Genomic DNA, 20,282 nt, shown 5'->3' on the forward strand with positions numbered 1-20,282 from the left:
ATGGAACCAAAGGCAAATGGCAGATCCCGTTAAAAAATCCGAACCAAAGCCGGCAGCCGAAAAGCTCGTGCTGCAGCTGCAGATGATGGCTCGGACCTTTCTCGATTCGCCCGCCCGTAACGCAATCATCGCCCTCGGCATTGCAATTGTTGTTGTCGTCTCATTGACCGCGTTTGGCCAAATCAAACTCAACGCCTGGAACAAGCCGTTTTATAATGCGCTCTCGCGCAAGGATTTTGCCGAATTCTCCTATCAGCTCGTGGTGTTTGCAATTATTGCCGGCGTTCTCCTGGTTTTAAACGTCGCGCAGGCCTGGCTCCGCGAAATGAGCAAATTGAAGCTGCGCGAAGGGCTTTCGCGGGATCTCTTCGATCAATGGCTGACGCCCAAGCGCGCGTTCCGGCTTTCCGGCGCCGGCGAAATCGGCGTGAATCCGGACCAACGCATTCACGAGGATGCCCGTCACCTGGTGGATCTCTCGACGGATCTCGGAGTTGGCTTGCTCCAGGCGACGATTCTTCTCGGGAGTTTTGTCACCGTTTTATGGAGCATTTCGGAAACCATAAGCTTTTCCATCGATGGAATGGGCTTTACCATTCCCGGATACATGGTGTGGTGCGCGCTGATCTATGCCGGAATTGCCTCCGTTGTAAGCTGGCGGGTCGGTCGTCCGCTCATCGACTTGAATGCCGAACGTTATGCGCGCGAAGCCGATCTGCGTTTCGCGCTGGTGCGAGTCAATGAACGCACCGAGTCCATTGCGCTCTATGGGGGAGAGAAGGACGAAAAGGACCATTTGCAGCGCGAGCTCGATCAGGTCCTTTTGATGATGCGGCGGCTAGTCAGCGGCGTCACGCAATTGACCTGGGTGACTGCGGGCTACGGATGGTTTGCCATCGTGGCCCCCTTCATCGTTGCGGCGCCCGGCTATTTCTTCAACCACATGTCGCTCGGCGGTTTGATGGTGGCGGTCGGGGCTTTCAATCAGGTCCAGCAGGCGCTGCGTTGGTTCGTCGACAATTTCAGTCAAATTGCCGATTGGCGGGCGACGCTCTTGCGCGTCTCAAGTTTCCGGCTGGCCTTGGTTGAGATGGACAGGCTCGGCCGGGAGTCGAACCAGATCGAGCTTGTGCCCACGGCCGACGACAGGCTCGCCTTCGACGATGTGGGGATTGCCTCGCCGGCCGGCTGCACAATGCTCAGCGAGAAGCGGGTTCTGGTCAATCCGGGCGAGCGCATTTTGATCATTGGCAAACCGCGGGGCGGAAAGACCAGTTTCTTTAGCGCGATTGCGGGACTATGGCCTTGGGGAAGCGGACGCATTTTGCTGCCGCCCGTGCAAACCATGATGTTTATTTCGCAGCGCCATTATATCCCGCCCGGCACTTTGCGCGGCGCACTCGCCTATCCGGCACCTGCAACCCAATTCGCGGAGCAGGATTTTAAGGCCGCGCTGGAACGGTTGGGGCTTGAGAATTTGTCACCGCAGCTTGACCGTATCGCCCGCTGGGACCGCGAACTGACCGGCGATGAGCAACAAAGGCTCGCCTTCGCGCGGCTCTTGCTGCACAAACCGCGCTGGGTGATTCTGGACGAAGCCATTGATCATCTGGATGACGATACGCGTTCCCTGGTCTTTGATATTTTTGGCCAGGAATTGGCGGATGCGGCGATTGTCAATATCGGCCGGGCGGATACGCATGGTGGCTTTTATACGCGTATTCTCCACCTCATAGCGGATCCGGAAGGTCAGCGCTTGGCACCTTGCGCCAGCAATTCGACGTCCGGGGAGCCAGCCAAACAAAAAGCTACAGTGGTCTGACGCTTTATAACCAGGAATTATCCTTCCAATGCCGGCCTCCCTTTCAGAAAAAACCAAGCCGCATGCGAACTTGTCGGATGAGGCGCTCATTAACCTCGTCCAGCGTCAAACCTTCCGTTATTTTTGGGAGGGCGCGCATCCGGTCTGTGGCCTCGCGCGTGACCGCACCGGGCTTGTGGCCGACGCCGATGACGATCTCGTCAGCATCGGCGGCTCCGGCTTTGCGGTGATGGCGATCATCGTCGCGGCCGAGCGCGGCTGGGTTTCGCGGGAGGAAGCTGGCGCCCGACTTGCCCTCATGCTCGGCTTCCTGGAGCGGGCGCCCTGCTACCACGGTGTTTTTCCCCATTACATGAACGGCCGCACGGGGATGCCGATTCGGTTTGGCCGCAAGGACGATGGCGGCGATATCGTCGAGACCGGGTTTTTGTTTCAAGGGCTTTTATGTGCGCGGCAATATTTCAATGCCGATACCCAATCCGAAAAAAGCTTGCGCGACCAGATCACCTGGTTGTGGCTTGACGTGGAATGGAGCTGGCACGCGCGGCAAGATCGCGAGGTGCTGACCTGGCACTGGAGTCCCAACAATGGCTGGGCCAATGGCCACGACATTCGCGGGTGGAACGAATGCCTCATCACTTATGTGCTCTCCGCGGCGTCGCCGCGCTACCCGATCGCCCCAAGTGTTTATCACAATGGCTTTGCGCAGAGCCGCACCTTCATCAACCGCCGGCGTTATTACGACATCGAACTTCCGCTTGGGCCGGATTTTGGTGGCCCCTTGTTCTTCTGCCATTTCTCCTTTTGCGGACTCGATCCGCGTGGATTGATCGATGATTACGCGAATTATTTCGAACAAAATGTCCAGCATACTTTGATCAACTACGAACATTGCGTTCGCAACCCCAACCACTACAAAGGCTATGGCCCCTCGTGCTGGGGCTTGACGGCGAGCGACGATCCATCGGGCTATAGCGCGCACGCGCCGGACAATGACGATGGTGTCATTTCGCCAACTGCCGCGCTGTCGAGTTTTCCCTATGCCCCCAAACAGGCAATGCGTGCGATGCGCCATTTTTACGAAGTTCTAGGCGACCGGATTTGGGGCCGCTTCGGCTTCACCGATGCTTTCAGCGAGAGCGACAACTGGTATGCAAAGTCCTATCTTGCGATCGACCAGGGGCCTATTGTGAGCATGATCGAAAACTACCGATCCGGGCTGTTGTGGAAATTGTTCATGTCCGATCCCGATATAAAAAGCGGTTTGAAGCGCCTCGGATTCTTAAGCCCACATCTAGTTTAGGAGCAGAGCATGGGGGCCGGGTCAGTGAGCACGTGCCGGCCTGCCGGCGGCGATGACCATCGCCTCTCCGATTGGATGGACCGCCAATTTCAGCTTTCCGCGGCTGCGATGCTGCGCTGCATTTCGGCAACCCATCTGGTCAAGGAGCGAGCGGGGTTCGGCCAAACGATCCGGCCGATCAAAGGCTCGATCCTCGCTTCGCCCGAACGCGCGTCCTGGGATCCAGATCCAGATTATTTCTTTCATTGGCTGCGCGATTCGGCGGTCGTCATCGATGCCTTGCGGCATTTGATCGAGGAGGAGTACCGTCCAGACGAGGGTCTCGTCCATTGCCAGGATTTTGTCGCGTTCAGCTACCAGCTCAATCAGCTCGATGGCAAAAGGTTTCTCCGCCTGCATGGGGATTTTCGTCAACATGTAGAGCCGGCCTTTCTCCAATTCGTGCGCGACGATGCTGACCTACGCGGTATCACCGGCGATCATGTCCTGGGCGAACCGCGCTTCAATCCGGACGCGTCCCTTGACATCAGTAAATGGTCGCGTCCGCAACATGATGGTCCGGCGGTACGGGCGCTGGCGCTTCTGCGTTTTCGGCCGTTCGATGCATTCGACTCCACGACGCGCGATTCGATTCAGGCGCTGATCGAGACCGATCTCAGTTTCGTTTACCGGCACTGGCGCGAGCCCTGTTTCGATATTTGGGAAGAAGAGTTCGGCCAGCATTATTATACCCATCTCGTGAATTTCGCGGCCCTTTCGGAGGGGACCAGATGGATGGAGGCGCGCGGCAACGCCGAAGAGGCGCAGGTCTTCCGGGCGGCAACAGAAGAGATCGCCCGATTTCTCGACGCGTGTTGGGATCCTGTCAGAGGGTTTTATGTCAGCCGCCGCGACGTGGTGAACGGGGTGCCGGGTAAGGATCTGGATTTTGCAACCATCCTCGCCGTGATTCATGCAGGGCTGAAGGAAGGGGCGAACAGCTTCCTCGATCCCAAGGTCATGGCGACCTTGGCCAAGCTCGAAGCCTTGTTTGAAACGATTTACCCGATCAACCGGGGGCGTCCGGCAGACCAAGCCCCGGCGTTGGGGCGCTATGAAGGGGACAATTATTTCAGCGGCGGCGCTTATTATTTTTCCACGCTTGCCGCGGCCGAATTCTATTTTTCTTTGGCGGAAGCCGTGGCGGCCGGAACTCCACTTTCGGTGACGCCGGACAATCGGGAAGTTCTATCCCGGCTCGGTGGACTGGAGGCCGCTTTGAGGTCCGCAAATCCAGCAGATCGGAAAAATCTTGCCGATGCGCTGCTTCGGCGCGGCGATCAATTCATGGCAATGGTCGCGGCCTATACGCCGGAGTCGGGCCAGCTCTCGGAGCAATTCGATCAGGCAACCGGGGTGCAGACCTCGGCGAAGACACTGGCCTGGAGCCATGCCGCCTTTATCACTGCCTTCGCGCGCCGGAAGGCCGCCCTGCGCGCGCGGGAAAAAGGGCTTCAACAAATTGGCGCGGAGCTGTGATCGACAAACTTGAATTTCTGATCGCCTTGGCGCGCGAGCGCAACTTCAGCCGCGCCGCCGAAAGCTGCGGCGTGACTCAGCCAACCTTGTCGGCCGGGATCAAGCAGCTTGAAGACACTTTGGGGGTGTTGCTCGTCAATCGAAGCTCGCGCTTTTACGGTCTAACCGCGGAAGGCGAACGGGTTCTGGAATGGGCACGGCGCATCGTTAGCGATGCCCGCGCGATGCGCCAGGATCTCCATGCCTCCAAGACCGCTCTCGTCGGACATTTGAAGCTCGCCGCGGTGCCGACGGCCTTGCCGATGGTAGCGGATCTTACGACGCCATTCCGGGCGAAACATCCGGACGTGCGGTTCACGGTTCTGTCATGTACATCGCGCGAAATCCTGTCGATGATCGACGATTTCCAGATCGATGCCGGGCTGACCTATCTCGACAATGAGCCGCTTGGCGAACTCCACACGGTGCCGCTCTATCGCGAGCAGTACCGGCTGCTCACCTCGGTTGAGAGCCCTCTCGGGGACCGCGCGAGCGTGACTTGGGCGGAAGTCGGCCAGATTCCGCTCTGTCTATTGACCCCGGACATGCAGAACCGCCGCATCATCGACCGCCTGCTGGCCAAATCCGGCGGGCCACCCCCGCCGCTCGAATCCAACTCGATGCTGGTGTTGTTTTCCCATGTCCGGACCGGCCGATGGGCGTGTATCGTGCCGGAAAAGCTCGCCAATCTGCTTGGCATTGACGAACCTTTGCGGTCGATCCCGATCCTTGAGCCACGGGAATTTCACACGATGGGCCTCGTCACGCCGCACCGGGAGCCGGTTCCGCCGCTCACGCGCGCTCTCGTCGCTGAAGCCAGCAGACTTGCGATGCCTATTTTTGATATGGAATTATAACGCTCAATTGCCCGCTGCGGCGCTTTGATAGATAGTTTCTATGAGTTTACGAGACTGGTTTATTGATCTTCGGGCGGCGAAGCCTCATAATTAAGAAGAAATATAAATAACAAATGGGGAACGCATGCCTGAGGCCTCCGCCTGGAATGCCGCGCGCGCCAGGGAGATAATTGCCGAACATGCCTTGCTCGAAGGCCCCATGCTCCCGATCCTTCATGCTTTGCAGGAGGAATTTGGGCATGTTAGCGCTGACGCTGTGCCGCTCGTGGCCGACGCGCTGAATCTTTCGCGGGCCGAAGTTCATGGCGTCGTCTCTTTTTATCATGATTTTCGCGCCCATCCCTGTGGTTCCCATGTCTTGAAGCTCTGCCGCGGCGAGGCCTGCCAGAGCATGGGCAGCGAGGCTTTGGCGGAATCAGCGCTCGCAAAGCTGGGGGTCGGTTGGCATGGAACGACGCGGGACGGCGAATTGACGGTCGAGCCCGTCTACTGCCTTGGCCTGTGCGCGACGTCCCCATCCGCACTTTTGGATGGCGAGCCGATCGGGCGCCTGGATGAGGCAAAGCTGGCCGAGGCCATCGAAGAGGTACGCGGCCGATGACCCGGATTTTCGTTCCCAAAGACGTTACGGCCCTGGCGCTTGGCGCCAACAAGCTTGTGGCAAAATTCGAGGCCGAGGCGCGCGCGCGCGGTCTTTCGATCGAAATCATCCGCACCGGCTCGCGCGGCATGTTCTTTTTGGAACCCTTGATCGAGGTCGAGACGGGCGAGGGCCGCATCGGCTATGGCCCGGTATCCTCCTCCGACGTGGTTTCTCTCTTCGACGCCGGCTTCTTGGCGGGAGGACCCCATGCCCTGCGGATCGGACGGCCGGAAGAGCATCCTTTTCTGGCCCGCCAGACACGGCTTACCTTCGCCCGCTGCGGCATTATCGATCCGCTTTCCCTCACCGATTATGCGGAGCATGACGGCTGGCGCGGCCTCGCCCGGGCCATCGAGATCGGTCCGGCGACAATTGTCGCCGAGGTCACGAAGTCCGGGTTGCGCGGCCGTGGCGGCGCGGGGTTTCCGACCGGCATCAAATGGAAGACCGTTGCCGATACGGTGGCCGACCGCCGCTATGTCGTCTGCAACGCCGATGAGGGCGACAGCGGCACATTCGCCGATCGCATGATCATGGAAGGCGATCCCTTCGCGCTGATCGAAGGGATGACCATCTGCGCCATCGGGGTCGGCGCGACCAAGGGCTATATCTACTGCCGTTCGGAATATCCGCATGCAGGAAAGACCTTTGCCGAGGCGATTCGGATTGCGCGCGAGGCTGGCTATCTCGGCCCTAACATAAAGGGCTCTCCCTATAGCTTCGAACTCGAAGTGCGGATGGGCGCCGGCGCCTATGTTTGCGGTGAAGAGACCGCCTTGCTTGAAAGCCTGGAAGGCAAGCGCGGAATCGTGCGGGCCAAGCCGCCGCTACCGGCGCATAAGGGTCTGTTTGCCCGGCCGACCGTCGTCAACAATGTGTTGTCGCTCGTGGCGGTGCCGACCGTGCTCGACAAGGGCGCGGATTTCTATGCCGGCTTCGGTTTCGGACGTTCGCGCGGCACGATGCCCCTCCAGATCGCGGGCAATGTCCGCTATGGCGGACTTTTCGAGACCGCGTTTGGGCTGTCGCTCGGCGAGATCGTGGATTCAATCGGCGGCGGCACGCTCAGCGGGCGCCCGGTGCGGGCCGTGCAATGCGGCGGACCGCTCGGGGCTTATTTTCCCCGCACACTGTTCGACACGCCCTATGATTACGAAGCGTTTGCGGCACGCGACGGCTTGATCGGCCACGGCGGTATCGTGATTTTCGACGATACGGTCGACATGGCGAAAATGGCCCGTTTCGCAATGGAGTTCTGCGCCATCGAGAGTTGCGGCAAGTGCACCCCCTGCCGGATCGGCTCGACCCGGGGTGTCGAGGTCGTCGATCATGTGCTCAACGGTGTCAAGCCGGCGGAGAACATCGCGCTCCTCGAAGACCTTTGCAACACGATGAAATTCGGTTCACTCTGCGCGCTCGGAGGGTTCGCTCCCTATCCTGTGACGAGCGCTATTCGGCATTTCAGGGAAGATTTCGCGCCGCGCGTCCTCGCCGCCGCTGAATAAGGAAGACTGCCATGGCACTTGTCACCGAGATCGATTACGGAACTCCCGCGGCGCGGTCGGAAAAAACCGTCACGCTGAGCATCGACGGCATCGAGGTGAGTGTGCCCGAAGGCACTTCCATCATGCGCGCGGCGATGGAAGTAGGCACGAAGATCCCGAAGCTCTGTGCGACCGACATGCTTGAGGCATTCGGCTCCTGCCGCCTCTGTCTGGTCGAAATCCAAGGCCGCGCCGGGACGCCCGCCTCCTGCACGACGCCGGTTGCGCCTGGCATGGTCGTGCGCACCCAGACCGAGCGCCTGAAGTCTCTGCGCAAAGGCGTGATGGAACTTTACATTTCCGATCATCCGCTCGACTGCCTCACCTGCGCCGCCAACGGCAATTGCGAATTGCAAACCGAGGCGGGGGCGGTTGGGCTTCGCGACGTCCGTTATGGATATGAAGGCGCCAATCATCTCGCCGACAAAAAGGACGAATCCAACCCTTACTTCACCTATGATGCGTCAAAGTGCATTGTCTGTAATCGCTGCGTCCGTGCCTGCGAGGAAGTGCAGGGGACTTTTGCGCTGACAATCGATGGCCGCGGCTTCGAGAGCCGGGTCTCGCCGGGTCAGGCGGAGCCTTTCTTGGAATCGGAATGCGTCTCGTGCGGCGCCTGCGTTCAGGCCTGCCCGACCGCGACACTGATCGAAAAATCGGTGATCGATATCGGCCAAGCCGAACATTCGCGCGTGACCACATGCGCTTATTGCGGCGTTGGCTGCACCTTCAAGGCGGAAATGCGCGGCGAGGAACTTGTCCGCATGGTTCCCTATAAGGACGGCAAGGCCAACCACGGCCATTCCTGCGTCAAGGGCCGTTTTGCCTGGGGCTATGCCACCCATCGGGACCGGATTCTAAAGCCCATGATCCGCGCCAAGGTCAGCGATCCTTGGAAGGAAGTGTCCTGGGATGAGGCCTTTGCCCATGCGGCTTCCGAATTCAAGCGCATCCAGGCGACCTACGGCAAGCAGTCCGTCGGCGGAATTACCTCCTCACGCTGCACCAATGAAGAGACTTATCTGATCCAGAAGCTGATCCGTGCCGGCTTCGGCAACAACAATGTCGATACTTGCGCGCGGGTCTGCCATTCCCCCACCGGCTATGGGCTGAAGACCGCCTTCGGGACCTCCGCCGGAACCCAGGATTTCGATTCGGTCGATGACTCCGATGTGATCCTGATCATCGGCGCCAATCCGACCGATGGCCATCCGGTCTTTGCGTCCCGGATGAAAAAGCGACTGCGCGAAGGGGCAAAGCTGATCATTGTCGATCCCCGCCGCATCGATCTTGTCCGCACCCCGCATATTCAGGCCGATTATCATCTGCCTCTGCAACCTGGCACCAATGTCGCGGTCTTGACCGCGCTGGCCCATGTCATTGTGACCGAGGGGCTGGTCAATGAGGCGTTCGTGCGCGAGCGCTGCGATTGGTCGGAATTCCAGGATTGGGCGGAATTCGTTTCGGAACCGCGCCACAGCCCCGAGGCGGTCGAGAAATTCACCGGCGTTTCGGCGGATCTCATCCGCAAGGCCGCGCGGCTCTATGCGACCGGCGGCAATGCGGCGATCTATTACGGGCTCGGCGTCACCGAGCACAGCCAGGGTTCGACGACGGTGCTTGCCATCGCCAATCTCGCGCTCGCGACCGGAAATCTCGGCCGGCGCGGCGTCGGCGTCAATCCGCTGCGCGGCCAGAACAATGTGCAGGGCGCCTGCGACATGGGTTCGTTCCCGCATGAATTCGCCGGATATCGGCATGTGTCCGACGATGTGGCGCGTTCGATCTATGAAAAACTTTGGGGCGTCCCGCTCGACAAGGAGCCGGGCCTGCGCATTCCCAACATGCTCGACGCCGCGGTCGAGGGCACATTCAAGGGCATTTATATTCAGGGCGAGGATATCCTCCAATCCGACCCCGACACCCATCATGTCGCCGCCGGTCTTGCCGCGATGGAATGCGTCATCGTCCAGGATCTCTTCCTCAACGAGACCGCGAACTACGCCCATATCTTCCTGCCCGGATCGACCTTCCTCGAAAAGGATGGAACGTTCACCAACGCCGAACGGCGCATCCAGCTTGTTCGCAAGGTGATGAGCCCGAAGAACGGCTATGCCGATTGGGAAATCACGGTGAAGCTCGCCCAAGCCATGGGCGTGCCGATGAATTACAGCCATCCGAGCGAGATCATGGCCGAAATCGCGGCCACCACACCGAGCTTCGCGGGGGTCTCTTTTGCAAAGCTCGAAGAAGTCGGTTCCGTGCAATGGCCCTGCAATGAGGCGGCCCCTTCGGGAACACCGATCATGCATATCGGCGGGTTTGCGTCCGGCAAGGGCAAGTTCGTCGTGACCGAATATGTGCCGACCGACGAGCGGACCGGCCCACGCTATCCGCTGTTGCTCACGACGGGCCGCATCCTCAGTCATTATAATGTCGGAGCGCAGACACGCCGCACCGCGAATGTGGCTTGGCATGCCGAGGATCGCCTGGAGATTCATCCGCATGATGCCGAGCAACGCGGCGTGAAAGACGGCGATTGGGTCAAACTGTCGAGCCGCGCCGGGGAGACCACGCTGCGCGCATTGGTGACCGATCGGGTTGCGCCGGGCGTCGTCTACACGACCTTTCACCATCCCGATACGCAGGCCAATGTTGTAACGACGGAGTTCTCCGATTGGGCGACCAATTGCCCGGAATTCAAGGTTACGGCCGTGCAAATTTCGCCGTCCAATGGACCGACCGACTGGCAGGAACGCTACCGCGAACAGGCCGAGCAGAGCCGGCGGATTGCTGAGACCATCGAAGCCGCTGAATGACAGAAGACCTCGTCGGCGAAAATCAGCCGCCGCCATCCGTCGATGTCTCCTGCCTCGCTTGGTGCGGCGGCGGGATGACAGCCTCGGTTCGCGCGGTGCCGGAAGAGTGGGCGATCGCCTTTACCGTTAACGGCACGACGCATGCTGTCATGATGGCAACGCCTGCCGATCTCGATGATTTCGCCGTAGGCTTCGCCATGACCGAGGGTTTGATCGACGCGCCCGATGAGATTGCGAGCGTCGAAATTGTCCCGACGCCCATCGGGATCGAGGTTAGACTCTGGCTGCCGGAGAATCGCGCAAAATCCTATGCCGCGCGCCGCCGCAGCATGGCGGGGCCGACCGGTTGTGGATTATGTGGCATCGAAAGTCTTGAAGAAGCCACCCGCCCGGCGCCGATGGTGACAAATGCGAGCCGCTTTAGCTCCGAGGCCATTGTGGAGGCGATGGGTTCGCTTTCTTCGGCGCAAGAGCTCAATAAGCGGACCCATGCCGTTCACGCGGCGGGCTTTTGGACCCAAGCGCGGGGCCTGCTCGCGCTACGAGAGGATGTCGGACGGCATAATGCGCTCGATAAGCTCATCGGTGCGCTCGCCCGCGCCGGTCTTCCAGCAGCGCATGGTCTCGTGCTTTTGACCAGCCGGGTCTCGATCGAACTCATTCAAAAGGCGGCACGGCTCGGAGCGCCGGTCGTCGCCGCCGTTTCGGCTCCAACCGCCGCCGGCGTCCGCTTGGCGGAAGCGTGTGGCATTACCCTTGTCGCCGTGGCCCGTGGCCAGGATTTCGAAGTTTTCACCCATCATGAACGCATTATTGATCGAGCCCAGCATCATGTCGCATGAAACATCGCCCAAGAAGCTTGTCTATATGGCCAATCAGATTGGGAAATTCTTCGCGCCCCAGGAACATGGCAAGGCGGTGGCCGGGATCGCAAATCATATTTCCCATTTCTGGGCGCCCGCCATGCGCAAGAAGATCTACGATCACCTGACTCACGGCGGCGAGGGGCTCGATCCCCTGGCCAAGGAAGCCCTCGAAAAATTGCGCCGCGAAGAGGCCAATCCAGCCGAATATTCCGCTTAAGCCGGACTCATCCGCATAGAATCAGCGGAAACGGGCCGTGATTCATCAATCCGGCTCGTCCTGACCGTTCGGATCATCGGATTCATCTCCCGGAGGATTATTATAGGGAGCGGTGTCCCGGTTTTCCGACGCCGGCCCGACGGCCTTGTCCGAGCCGCGACCCGATTCGCCCGGATCTTGGGCGAAAGCGGCGGGCGCGATCAGGAGCATGGCCGCGGCAAGAGCGATGACGAGTTTCATGAAAAGCTCCTCTTTCGGGTTGGTTTTGAGCGGCGTACTGAATCATGAGATGGGAAGCCTCGGACTTTGTCGCGAGGTCCCTTCCTAACGGGCGACCCGGGAAAAGGTTCGTGCTTCTCTGAGGAGCAAGTCAAATCTCAATTCCGTGCATAGCTGGCCGCAGAACAGAAACGGAACTTGATTTGGCCTTAGGGCTTCGCTACGCGTCCAGTCATGGGAAAACACATCACGCCGCCGCCTCCGACCGGGGGCACTGAACAGGTCAACCTCCGCGACGCACTCGAGGAGCGCTATCTCGCCTACGCGCTCTCGACCATCATGGGCCGGGCCTTGCCCGACGCCCGCGACGGCCTGAAGCCGGTGCACCGGCGCATCCTTTACGGGATGCATATTTTAAGGCTCGACCCCGGCTCCGCGTTTAAGAAATGCGCGAAAATCGTCGGCGATGTGATGGGCTCGTTCCATCCGCATGGCGATCAAGCGATCTATGACGCCTTGGTGCGTCTCGCCCAGGATTTTTCGTCGCGCTATCCGCTGATCGACGGGCAGGGCAATTTCGGCAACATCGATGGCGATAGTGCCGCCGCCTATCGCTACACCGAAGCCCGCATGACCGATGTCGCGCGGCTGCTGCTTGAGGGGATCGACGAGGACGCGATCGATTTTCGCGATAATTATTCGGGCGACCAAAAAGAGCCGATCGTTCTTCCGGCCGCTTTGCCGAACCTGCTCGCCAATGGCGCGCAAGGCATTGCCGTCGGTATGGCGACTTCGATCCCCCCGCATAATCTTGCCGAACTCTGCGATGCGGCGCTGCATCTCATCGCCCATAAGAACGCGACGATCGATCAATTGCTGGCCTTCGTACCGGGGCCGGATTTCCCCACCGGCGGGATTCTGGTCGAGCCGAAGGCGGCGATTGCGGAAGCCTATCGGACCGGGCGCGGTTCGTTCCGCTTGCGGGCCCGCTGGTCGAAGGAGGAGGGCAGCCGTGGCGTCTGGGCCGTGGTTGTCACCGAAATCCCGTACATGGTGCAGAAGTCGAAGCTCATCGAAAAGATCGCCGAGCTTTTGAACGACAAGAAGCTGCCGCTCGTCGGCGACGTACGCGATGAATCCGCCGAGGATGTAAGGGTCGTCATTGAGCCACGTGCCCGCGCTGTCGATCCTGAAATGATGATGGAGCAGCTCTTCAAGCTCACCGAGCTGGAGAGCCGGTTCCCCATGAATATGAATCTGCTGGTCGATGGCGTGGTGCCGCGGGTTGTCTCTCTTAAGGAGGCCTTGCAGCAATGGCTCGACCATCGGCGCCAGGTTCTTCTGCGCCGCTCGCGCCACCGGCAAGCCGAGATCGAGTATCGCCTCGAAGTCGTCGCCGGCATGCTGATCGTTTTCCTCAATCTGGATGCGGTGATCCAGATCGTTCGCGAAGCGGAAGATCCGAAGCTGGAATTGAAGGCGGCCTTCGAGCTTTCTGATGTGCAGGCAAACTATATCCTCGATACGCGGCTGCGCAGCCTGCGCAGGCTCGAGGAGCTGCAGTTGCGCCGCGAGCACGACGAACTCGGCAAGGAAAAACGCGAGATCGAACGATTGCTTGGGGATGAGGCCAAGCAATGGAAGACCATCGCCGCGCAAATTCGCGAGCTCAAGAAAAAATATGGTTTGGACACAAAGCTCGGGGCAAGGCGTACAAGCTTCGGGCAGGCGCCGGAGATCGCAATTGCCGATTTCGCCGGAGCGATGATCGAGCGCGAGCCAGTCACTATCGTGGTGTCCGAAAAGGGCTGGATCCGTGCTCTTAAGGGCAATGTTGAAGATCTCTCAAGCTTGCAATTCAAAGGCGACGACCGGCTGGCCGTGTCTTTCTTCGCCGAGACCATCTCAAAAATTCTGGTCCTCGCCAGCGATGGAAAAATATTCACCCTCGAGGCGAGCAAGCTCCCCGGCGGGCGCAGCCAGGGGGAGCCGATCCGGCTGATGGCCGACATCGCCGAAGGCGAGACGATTGCCGCGGTCCTTCCCTATGCGGAAGGGATGAAAATGCTGGTTGCGTCGAGCGACGGGCGTGGCTTCCTTGTGAGCCAGGATGAAATGGTGGGCGGCACGCGCAAAGGCAAACAGCTGCTCAATGTGGATAAGCCCGCGACGGCCGCGGTCATCGTTCCCGCCGTCGGAGATCATGTCGCGGTGATCGGAGATAATCGCAAGCTGCTCGTCTTTCCGCTGGTGCAGCTGCCGGAAATGGCGCGCGGCAAAGGCGTGCGGCTTCAAAAATACAGGGATGGCGGCATTGTTGATGCCAAGGTCTTTCGTATGGCCGAAGGCTTGAGCTGGAAGGATTCGGCGGGCCGGACATTTACTGTCGCGCGTGGCGATTTACGCGATTGGATTGGCAACCGCGCCGACGCCGGGCGCCTGCCGCCGAAAGGCTTTCCCAAAAACAATCGGTTTGGGTGAGCCTTGGCGGCGAGGCGAACAGCCCATCAGCAACCTCTCCGCTGCTCCCACATTTTAAGTTCGCCCACACGATCTTTTTCCCAGCCGTGCAATGCGCCATAGGGAGGGAAACACCCCTTGCCGAACGTTGCTTGCGCGCGGGCTGTTTGGAAGCAATAGCCATTTCGAGCGTAGATTTCGTTGCGTGCGTACCAGAGTTGCCCACAGGACATGGATGAGGCGTCCTGCGCTCTTGCGGACGATAAAGACCACGTCATGAGGAGTCCGCTCGCAACCGCTGCCGCCGCTAAGAATCTTGCAATCGTCTCACGCGTTTTCATTTCTTCAGCCTCCGAGCTTGAGCTGACAATTTAGATTACCCTAATTTTAGCGAAATGACTCGTGTCAATATTGATCAAATTTAATCCCGGAGAAGTTCCGGCCTGTATTCGAAATGCATCGTATCGAAATGGCCCCATTTTCCGCCCCAGATGAACCCATGCCTTTCAAATATCGCGACGATTTCGAAGGGAATGCGGTTGCGATACGCATCTTTGCTCCACAGCCAGTAATCGGCGAATTTTGTATTCAGGTCGATCGCCGCCCCATAGGCGTGCATGCTGCGCTTGCCGGTGTCTTTCACCGTCCGGCAATTAAAGGTTCCGGCGCTGGGATATGCAAAACGCTTAATCTCAGGGGGCAGCCGCTCGATCTCTTCCGCGACAGCCCTCAGTTTATCAGCAACGCCGTTTACGGTTGTGACTTGAACGAGCTTACCGCCGGTGGCCGGCAGCCATTTGACGCCTGTCAAATGGCTGCGCGTTTCACCCTTCTCGCAATTCCCATACATCTTGTCGAAGAACGCGGAATTGCGGAACCGGCCGGGATCATCCTGGGGGCCGGGGGGCGCTTTCAAGGGCCCTTTCGGATAGGGCAGGCTCAGCTGATCGAGGAGCGAAGCATTGCGCAGCTTCTCGTCAAAGCTCTTTTCGCCTTTGCCGTCGGAAATCTTCTGGCGCGTTCCATCGCGCCAGATCAGATCGGTTTGGTCGTGGCCCGCCAGCTGATCCGGATAGGCTTCCACGAGCGCGTCGATCGATGCCGCGCGGATTGGCGCCGCAGTTGCTGCCAATAAGACGGCCAAGGACGCAATTGCGATGATCCGTGCCATCATCCCGCTTTCCCTCAGGCGCATGGCGGTCCAACAACGCCGCTCCGTGCTTTATAATCTATTATCAGCGAGCTCGCCATCGCCTCGAGCACCGGCCTACCAACTTTGGCTGCGGCAGCGCATGAGGCCTCAAGTTCAGCCATCGGTGCTGTCCCGTCGGCTCGCGTCGTGCAAGCGGTAACGATATTCGGCATGGGAGGAGGGGAGGGCTGTGCCGATTAAGAAGCAGAGTCGCCTAAAGTGTCCTTGGGCCAGGCCGGGAGGATGAGGAAAAAGGTTGTCCCCTCGCCCGGCGCGGACTTCACCGAAATCTGCCATTCGTGCCGGTCGGCGATCGCCTTGCAGATCGCCAGTCCGATTCCGCAGCCGGGATATTCCGCCTTTGAATGGAGCCGCTTGAACGGCTCGAAAATGGCTTGCGCGTATTTCCCCTCGAAACCTATGCCGTCATCGGCAATCGCCAGGCATATCGACATGCCGTCGACCGCCGCCGCGGTGATGTCTATCGTCGCCCCTCGACCCGGTGTGTGATATTTGACTGCATTCGAGAGGATGTTCAGCATCAAACGCACGAATTGCGATTGGTCAGCGTGGATCGCAAGCTTCGGCAGATTGATATTGATCTTGGCATTTGTCTCGATGATCGATTCCGACAGGGTCGACAGCGAGAATTCGATGGCCTCGCGCAAGTCGAGCAGTCTTAATTGCTGTTCGCTATTGATCGTGCGGGCCAGGGTCAAGAGATCATCGACGAGTTCACGCGCATATAAAGCCGCAGTTCGTATCACCGTGTTGGCACGGACGAGTTCTTCCTGATTTGAATTTGCGATCGCGTCATCGATAATGTTCGAAAAGGCCGCGATTTTGCGCAGTGGCTCCTGCAGATCGTGCGAAGCCACATAGGCAAATTGCTCCAGGCGTTCATTGGCGCGTTCCAACTCGGCGGCCCGTCGCGCCAGAGCATTTTCAGTTTGCCTTCGCGCGGTGATATCGACGACAATGGCGAAGACGATGAGTTCAGTGCCGGAGTGGATCGGCGTCAGCCCGATTTCGAGCGGGAATTCGCTGCCGTCGCGGCGCACCCCCTTGAGGTCGCGACCCGCGCCCATCGACCTGTTACTTGGATTGGCCAAGAAGCCGCGGCGTAAAGAGGCGTGCGCCTGACGCAAATTGGCGGGAACCAGGAGATCGATCGATTTGCCGGTGAGTTCATCTCGGGTGTAGCCGAACATACGTTCGGACTCGGCGTTGGCAAACCTAATGATGCCTTCACGGTCCGTCATGATCATGGCTGCGGGAGAAGACTCTACCGCCAAGCGAAAACGATCGTCTTCTATCCCGGCAGATTTCATCGCGCTCTCCATGTCACGCTGCGCATGCGGTCAACCGTCCAGGGCGTGCCGGCTTTGATCGGGACCGCTGCCGCAATGTAACCATTCCAAAGGAAGACAAAATCCTCTATACTTTAAAATCTTGGCCGCCAAGCGAAAGCAGCACGTCAAGTGGCGTGAGAATGGGAAAAAGATGTTGACTGCAGAGACCAAGCAAACAGCGTGCAGGCTCTTGGTCGTCGAGGATGATCCAGACGATTTCTTCCTTTTCAAGAGAGCGGCGCAACACGCGCAGCTGTCCTTGAACCGCGAGATCAAATGCGAGTATGTGAGCAATGGGCTCGATGCGGTCCTTTTGGTTTCACAAAAGGACATCATCGACAAACTTCCGGACGCGTTGGTTCTGGACCTCAATATGCCGCGCCTGAATGGGATCAAATTCCTGCGATCTCTCCGAAACTCTCTGGCCTTGAAGGCTCTGCCCGTTTTCGTGCTGACCACCTCGACCGAAGCTGCCGTCCACGCAGAAGCCATTCAGGCGGGTGCCAACAAAGTATTCGTCAAGCCGAATAATTCGGAGTCCTTGGTGAAGATCGCTACCGAAATCGTCACCGCCGCGGAGTAAGAGGCGCTTAGGCTCGGCACCAGAGGTCATTGGCGGCTTCACGGGGTGATGGACTCGATCCGTTCCCAACCGTTCATTCCAAGCCGCTCCTGCGGCAGGAAGCGCGCCTTATAGGCCATTTTCCGCGAGCCCGCGACCCAGTAGCCGAGATAGACATGGGGCACGCCGAGGCGCTTCGCGCGCTCGATATGGTCAAGGATCATATAGGTGCCAAAAGAACGGCGCTGCTCGTCCGGCACGTAGAAGGAGTAGACCATGGATAGCCCGTCCGCCAGAAGGTCGGTCAGGCAGGCGGCCACCAGCGGCCCTTCGCTTTGGCCTTCCTTGTCGGGCGCCAGACGATATTCGACCAGCCTTGATTCGACATGGCTGTCCTCGATCATGGTCGTATAGTCCACGACGGTCATGTCGGCCATGCCTCCGTCGCCGTGCCGCGCATCGAGATAACGGCGGAACAGCGCATATTGCTCGGAGGTCGGTTCTGCGCGCGCCACCGTCCCCACAAGATCGTGATTGATTTCGACAATACGTCGGAAATTGCGGGAGGGCTTGAATTCCTCGACCTTGATCCGGACCGACACGCAGGCGCGGCAATGTTCGCAAGCCGGACGATAGGCAATTGTCTGCGACCGCCGGAACCCCGATTGGGTCAGTTGGTCGTTGAGCGCAACGGCACGCCGGCCAATCAAATGGGTGAACACCTTGCGCTCTTGCCGATCCGGCAAATAGGGGCAAGCCGAAGGTGCCGTCAGATAAAACTGGGGTGCGTCACGCGGCTCTCGCGTCAATCTGGGCTGCCCCCTTGTTTCCCTGTTTGCGGCGGGCCTTCAAAGCGAAAGCTTTCCCGAGCTCTCCGAAACCTCGGCGGATGATCTCGTCATCCGATCCGCCGGATGACGATTACGTCTGCAAGCATATCATGCAAACATCTTTTGTTCGCGCTTAAAAGCGAGACCAGAAAAATCGGCGGGAACATCGTGCTCACATAAAAGAGCACGGCATGCACCGCGGCATTGAGAAAGGGCACGGGCGCGCCATCGGTCAGGCGCATTTCCAGATCCATGGCGCGCATGCCCGGCGTCGCCATTCTCCAACCCGACACGGTGAGCCCATTGTAGAAAAACGCGACCAGTGGAAACAGGGGCGGCAGGATCAGGAGGGAAAGCCCGAGCGTCAGGACGGTGAGCCCAATCCACAGGATGCAGGACAGGATCGAGACGAGGATCAGGTCCAGAAGGAGCGCCACGATCCGACGCGTGCGCACGCCTGCAAAAGCTTCCGCCGGAAGCTGGACGAACACCGGAACCGGGAAGCCCGACCGCTCATAACCGCTTCTGTCGCTCATGTTCACACTCCACCTACGCCCGGCGGACCCACATGTTCCAACTGAAACACTGCCTACACATCCGTCGCTTAGCCGAGCAACATGTGGTCCCGGCAGGACAGCAAGACAAGAGCCACAGCCATAGCGGCGCCCCTTCACGGGGGAGCAGCTTTGGTAAACACCATGTTACGCGCAAATTCGCGAAAGGGAACAAGTGCTATTGAACGAAAATCAATTTTTTCTGATGCTCATGCAAATTTGCTGCAAAGCTTATGCGAATGGGCAATAGTTAGGATCGGACTGCGAGTATCCAAGCCGTTTCAAAGGAGTGTTGCGTGCGCGAAGGCCGGTTTGCCGCGATCTCGCTGGTGACAATGTGGTCCATGTGCGGGACCGAAATCGCCACCGCCAAGGAGCCGCCAAGGAATTTCGTCCAGCTTTCGGATGTCGCACCCACGATCCGGCAGGATATCCGCTATGCGGGCAGCCAGAATTTTACCGGGCGGCCGGTGCCGGGCTATTCGGCGCCGCAGTGTTGGCTGCGCCAGGAAACAGCGGAAGCGCTTGCGGCCGCGCAACGAGAAGCCGCCGCCTCTGGCCTAAGCCTCGTCGTTTATGATTGTTATCGGCCGTTGCGGGCGACCGAGGCTTTCGTGGCCTGGGCGGGTGACGCCTCCGATCAGGCCATGAAGGCCGCCTATTATCCAAGGGTCGACAAGAGCCTGCTTTTCGAACGCGGCTATATTTCCAAGGTCTCGATGCATTCGACGGGGGTCGCGGTTGATCTTGCCCTGATTGGCCTCGATTTTGGGACGACTTTCGATTTTTTCGACGAGGTTTCGGCGACCGATTATCCGAGCCTCGGTGCCGAGCCGACGCGGAACCGTGCCATGCTGGTCGTATTGATGCAACGGCACGGCTTTGAGAATTACCCCGGCGAATGGTGGCATTTTTCACTCAAAAGCGTCACAGACGCCGCGCCTTGCGATTTCGATCTCAAATAAGTGGATCAAGCGCGTACGCCCGCGCGATGTCCTGACGCCACCTATGATCGAGCCGACGAGAGATGCGCCAAGCGCTTCATAGCCTCCATATCCAGACCCGTCGCAAGGGCCTTGTCGAGATCACCGGAGACGTGGCCGGCTGGCTCAGCGCGCAAAAAATCGCGACCGGCCTGCTGACGATCTTTTGCCGTCACACCTCGGCATCCCTGCTCATTCAAGAAAATGCCGACCCGGATGTGCGTGCCGATCTTGAGAGTTTTTTCGAAGCGATCGCACCGGAGGATCGCAACCGCTACATCCATCAAACGGAAGGCCTCGACGATATGCCGGCCCACATCAGAACCGCTTTATCGCAAACGCAGCTTTCGATTCCGGTGGCGTCGGGCAGGATGGTGCTGGGGACTTGGCAGGGCATCTATTTGTTTGAGCACCGCCGGGCGCCCCACCGCCGTGAGATCGTGCTACACCTCTTGGGAGAATAGCTGAGGTTCTTAACGAAAAGCCATTTCAATTTGTCCGT

General features: G+C 59.2%; 19 protein-coding genes. 13 read left to right on the top strand and 6 right to left on the bottom strand.

What is annotated here, in order from left to right:
- The first annotated feature begins 16 nt into the window (after positions 1–16).
- From CU048_10735 to CU048_10775, 9 genes are all read left to right on the top strand, one after another.
- Positions 17–1,822: a glycosyl transferase family 1 gene (locus CU048_10735; protein QBR71677.1), complete on the top strand. Its 1,806-nt coding sequence runs from the start codon at positions 17–19 to the stop codon at positions 1,820–1,822.
- 28 nt (positions 1,823–1,850) lie between these two features.
- Positions 1,851–3,125: a beta-glucosidase gene (locus tag CU048_10740; GenBank protein ID QBR71678.1), complete on the top strand. Its 1,275-nt coding sequence runs from the start codon at positions 1,851–1,853 to the stop codon at positions 3,123–3,125.
- A gap of 9 nt (positions 3,126–3,134) precedes the next feature.
- Positions 3,135–4,643, top strand: coding sequence for a glucan 1,4-alpha-glucosidase (locus tag CU048_10745; protein QBR71679.1), 1,509 nt, complete (start codon positions 3,135–3,137; stop codon positions 4,641–4,643).
- Entirely contained in the window at positions 4,640–5,539 is a 900-nt protein-coding gene (locus tag CU048_10750) for a LysR family transcriptional regulator (GenBank protein QBR71680.1), read from the top strand. The genes CU048_10745 and CU048_10750 overlap by 4 nt, the downstream gene beginning before the upstream one ends.
- Positions 5,540–5,663: 124 nt before the next feature.
- Positions 5,664–6,140 (top strand): formate dehydrogenase subunit gamma, encoded by a 477-nt coding sequence (locus tag CU048_10755; GenBank protein ID QBR71681.1) that lies wholly within the window; start codon positions 5,664–5,666, stop codon positions 6,138–6,140.
- Positions 6,137–7,687, top strand: a complete 1,551-nt coding sequence (locus tag CU048_10760; protein ID QBR71682.1) for a formate dehydrogenase — start codon at positions 6,137–6,139, stop codon at positions 7,685–7,687. Before CU048_10755 ends, CU048_10760 begins: the two co-directional genes overlap by 4 nt.
- Positions 7,688–7,698: 11 nt before the next feature.
- Entirely contained in the window at positions 7,699–10,545 is a 2,847-nt protein-coding gene (locus tag CU048_10765; protein QBR71683.1) for a formate dehydrogenase subunit alpha, read from the top strand.
- Positions 10,542–11,387 (top strand): sulfurtransferase FdhD, encoded by an 846-nt coding sequence (locus CU048_10770; protein QBR71684.1) that lies wholly within the window; start codon positions 10,542–10,544, stop codon positions 11,385–11,387. The genes CU048_10765 and CU048_10770 overlap by 4 nt, the downstream gene beginning before the upstream one ends.
- Complete coding sequence (locus CU048_10775; GenBank protein QBR71685.1) at positions 11,377–11,628, top strand: formate dehydrogenase; 252 nt, start codon at positions 11,377–11,379, stop codon at positions 11,626–11,628. The genes CU048_10770 and CU048_10775 overlap by 11 nt, the downstream gene beginning before the upstream one ends.
- A gap of 45 nt (positions 11,629–11,673) precedes the next feature.
- Here the strand turns inward: CU048_10775 and CU048_10780 are convergent, their stop codons facing one another.
- Positions 11,674–11,868: a hypothetical protein gene (locus CU048_10780; GenBank protein ID QBR71686.1), complete on the bottom strand. Its 195-nt coding sequence runs from the start codon at positions 11,866–11,868 to the stop codon at positions 11,674–11,676.
- A gap of 213 nt (positions 11,869–12,081) precedes the next feature.
- Here CU048_10780 and parC point away from each other — a divergent pair, with 213 nt between their 5' ends.
- Positions 12,082–14,328 (top strand): DNA topoisomerase IV subunit A, encoded by a 2,247-nt coding sequence (parC, locus tag CU048_10785; GenBank protein QBR71687.1) that lies wholly within the window; start codon positions 12,082–12,084, stop codon positions 14,326–14,328.
- Positions 14,329–14,354: 26 nt separating this feature from the next.
- On the opposite strand, the gene CU048_10790 is transcribed toward parC, so the two are convergent.
- The 3 genes from CU048_10790 to CU048_10800 form a co-directional block, all read right to left on the bottom strand.
- Positions 14,355–14,648 carry a YARHG domain-containing protein gene (locus tag CU048_10790; GenBank protein QBR71688.1) on the bottom strand — a complete coding sequence of 98 codons (294 nt, stop codon included), beginning with the start codon at positions 14,646–14,648 and terminating at the stop codon, positions 14,355–14,357.
- 80 nt (positions 14,649–14,728) lie between these two features.
- Entirely contained in the window at positions 14,729–15,478 is a 750-nt protein-coding gene (locus CU048_10795) for a hypothetical protein (GenBank protein QBR72849.1), read from the bottom strand.
- A gap of 218 nt (positions 15,479–15,696) precedes the next feature.
- Positions 15,697–16,830, bottom strand: coding sequence for a PAS domain-containing sensor histidine kinase (locus CU048_10800; protein ID QBR72850.1), 1,134 nt, complete (start codon positions 16,828–16,830; stop codon positions 15,697–15,699).
- A gap of 172 nt (positions 16,831–17,002) precedes the next feature.
- Here CU048_10800 and CU048_10805 point away from each other — a divergent pair, with 172 nt between their 5' ends.
- A complete protein-coding gene (locus CU048_10805; GenBank protein QBR72851.1) occupies positions 17,003–17,434 on the top strand; it encodes a response regulator in 432 nt (143 codons plus the stop codon).
- 38 nt (positions 17,435–17,472) lie between these two features.
- On the opposite strand, the gene CU048_10810 is transcribed toward CU048_10805, so the two are convergent.
- Positions 17,473–18,222 carry an arginyltransferase gene (locus CU048_10810; GenBank protein QBR71689.1) on the bottom strand — a complete coding sequence of 250 codons (750 nt, stop codon included), beginning with the start codon at positions 18,220–18,222 and terminating at the stop codon, positions 17,473–17,475.
- An 89-nt stretch (positions 18,223–18,311) separates the two neighbouring features.
- Positions 18,312–18,779, bottom strand: a complete 468-nt coding sequence (locus CU048_10815; GenBank protein QBR72852.1) for a transporter — start codon at positions 18,777–18,779, stop codon at positions 18,312–18,314.
- A gap of 353 nt (positions 18,780–19,132) precedes the next feature.
- Here CU048_10815 and CU048_10820 point away from each other — a divergent pair, with 353 nt between their 5' ends.
- Together CU048_10820 and CU048_10825 are read left to right on the top strand one after the other, a co-directional pair.
- Entirely contained in the window at positions 19,133–19,762 is a 630-nt protein-coding gene (locus tag CU048_10820) for a peptidase M15 (protein ID QBR72853.1), read from the top strand.
- 62 nt (positions 19,763–19,824) lie between these two features.
- A complete protein-coding gene (locus CU048_10825; GenBank protein ID QBR71690.1) occupies positions 19,825–20,244 on the top strand; it encodes a hypothetical protein in 420 nt (139 codons plus the stop codon).
- Positions 20,245–20,282: the final 38 nt, after the last annotated feature.

The sequence above is a fragment of the Beijerinckiaceae bacterium genome (assembly GCA_004564215.1).
Classification (GTDB): Bacteria; Pseudomonadota; Alphaproteobacteria; order Rhizobiales; family Beijerinckiaceae; genus Methylocapsa.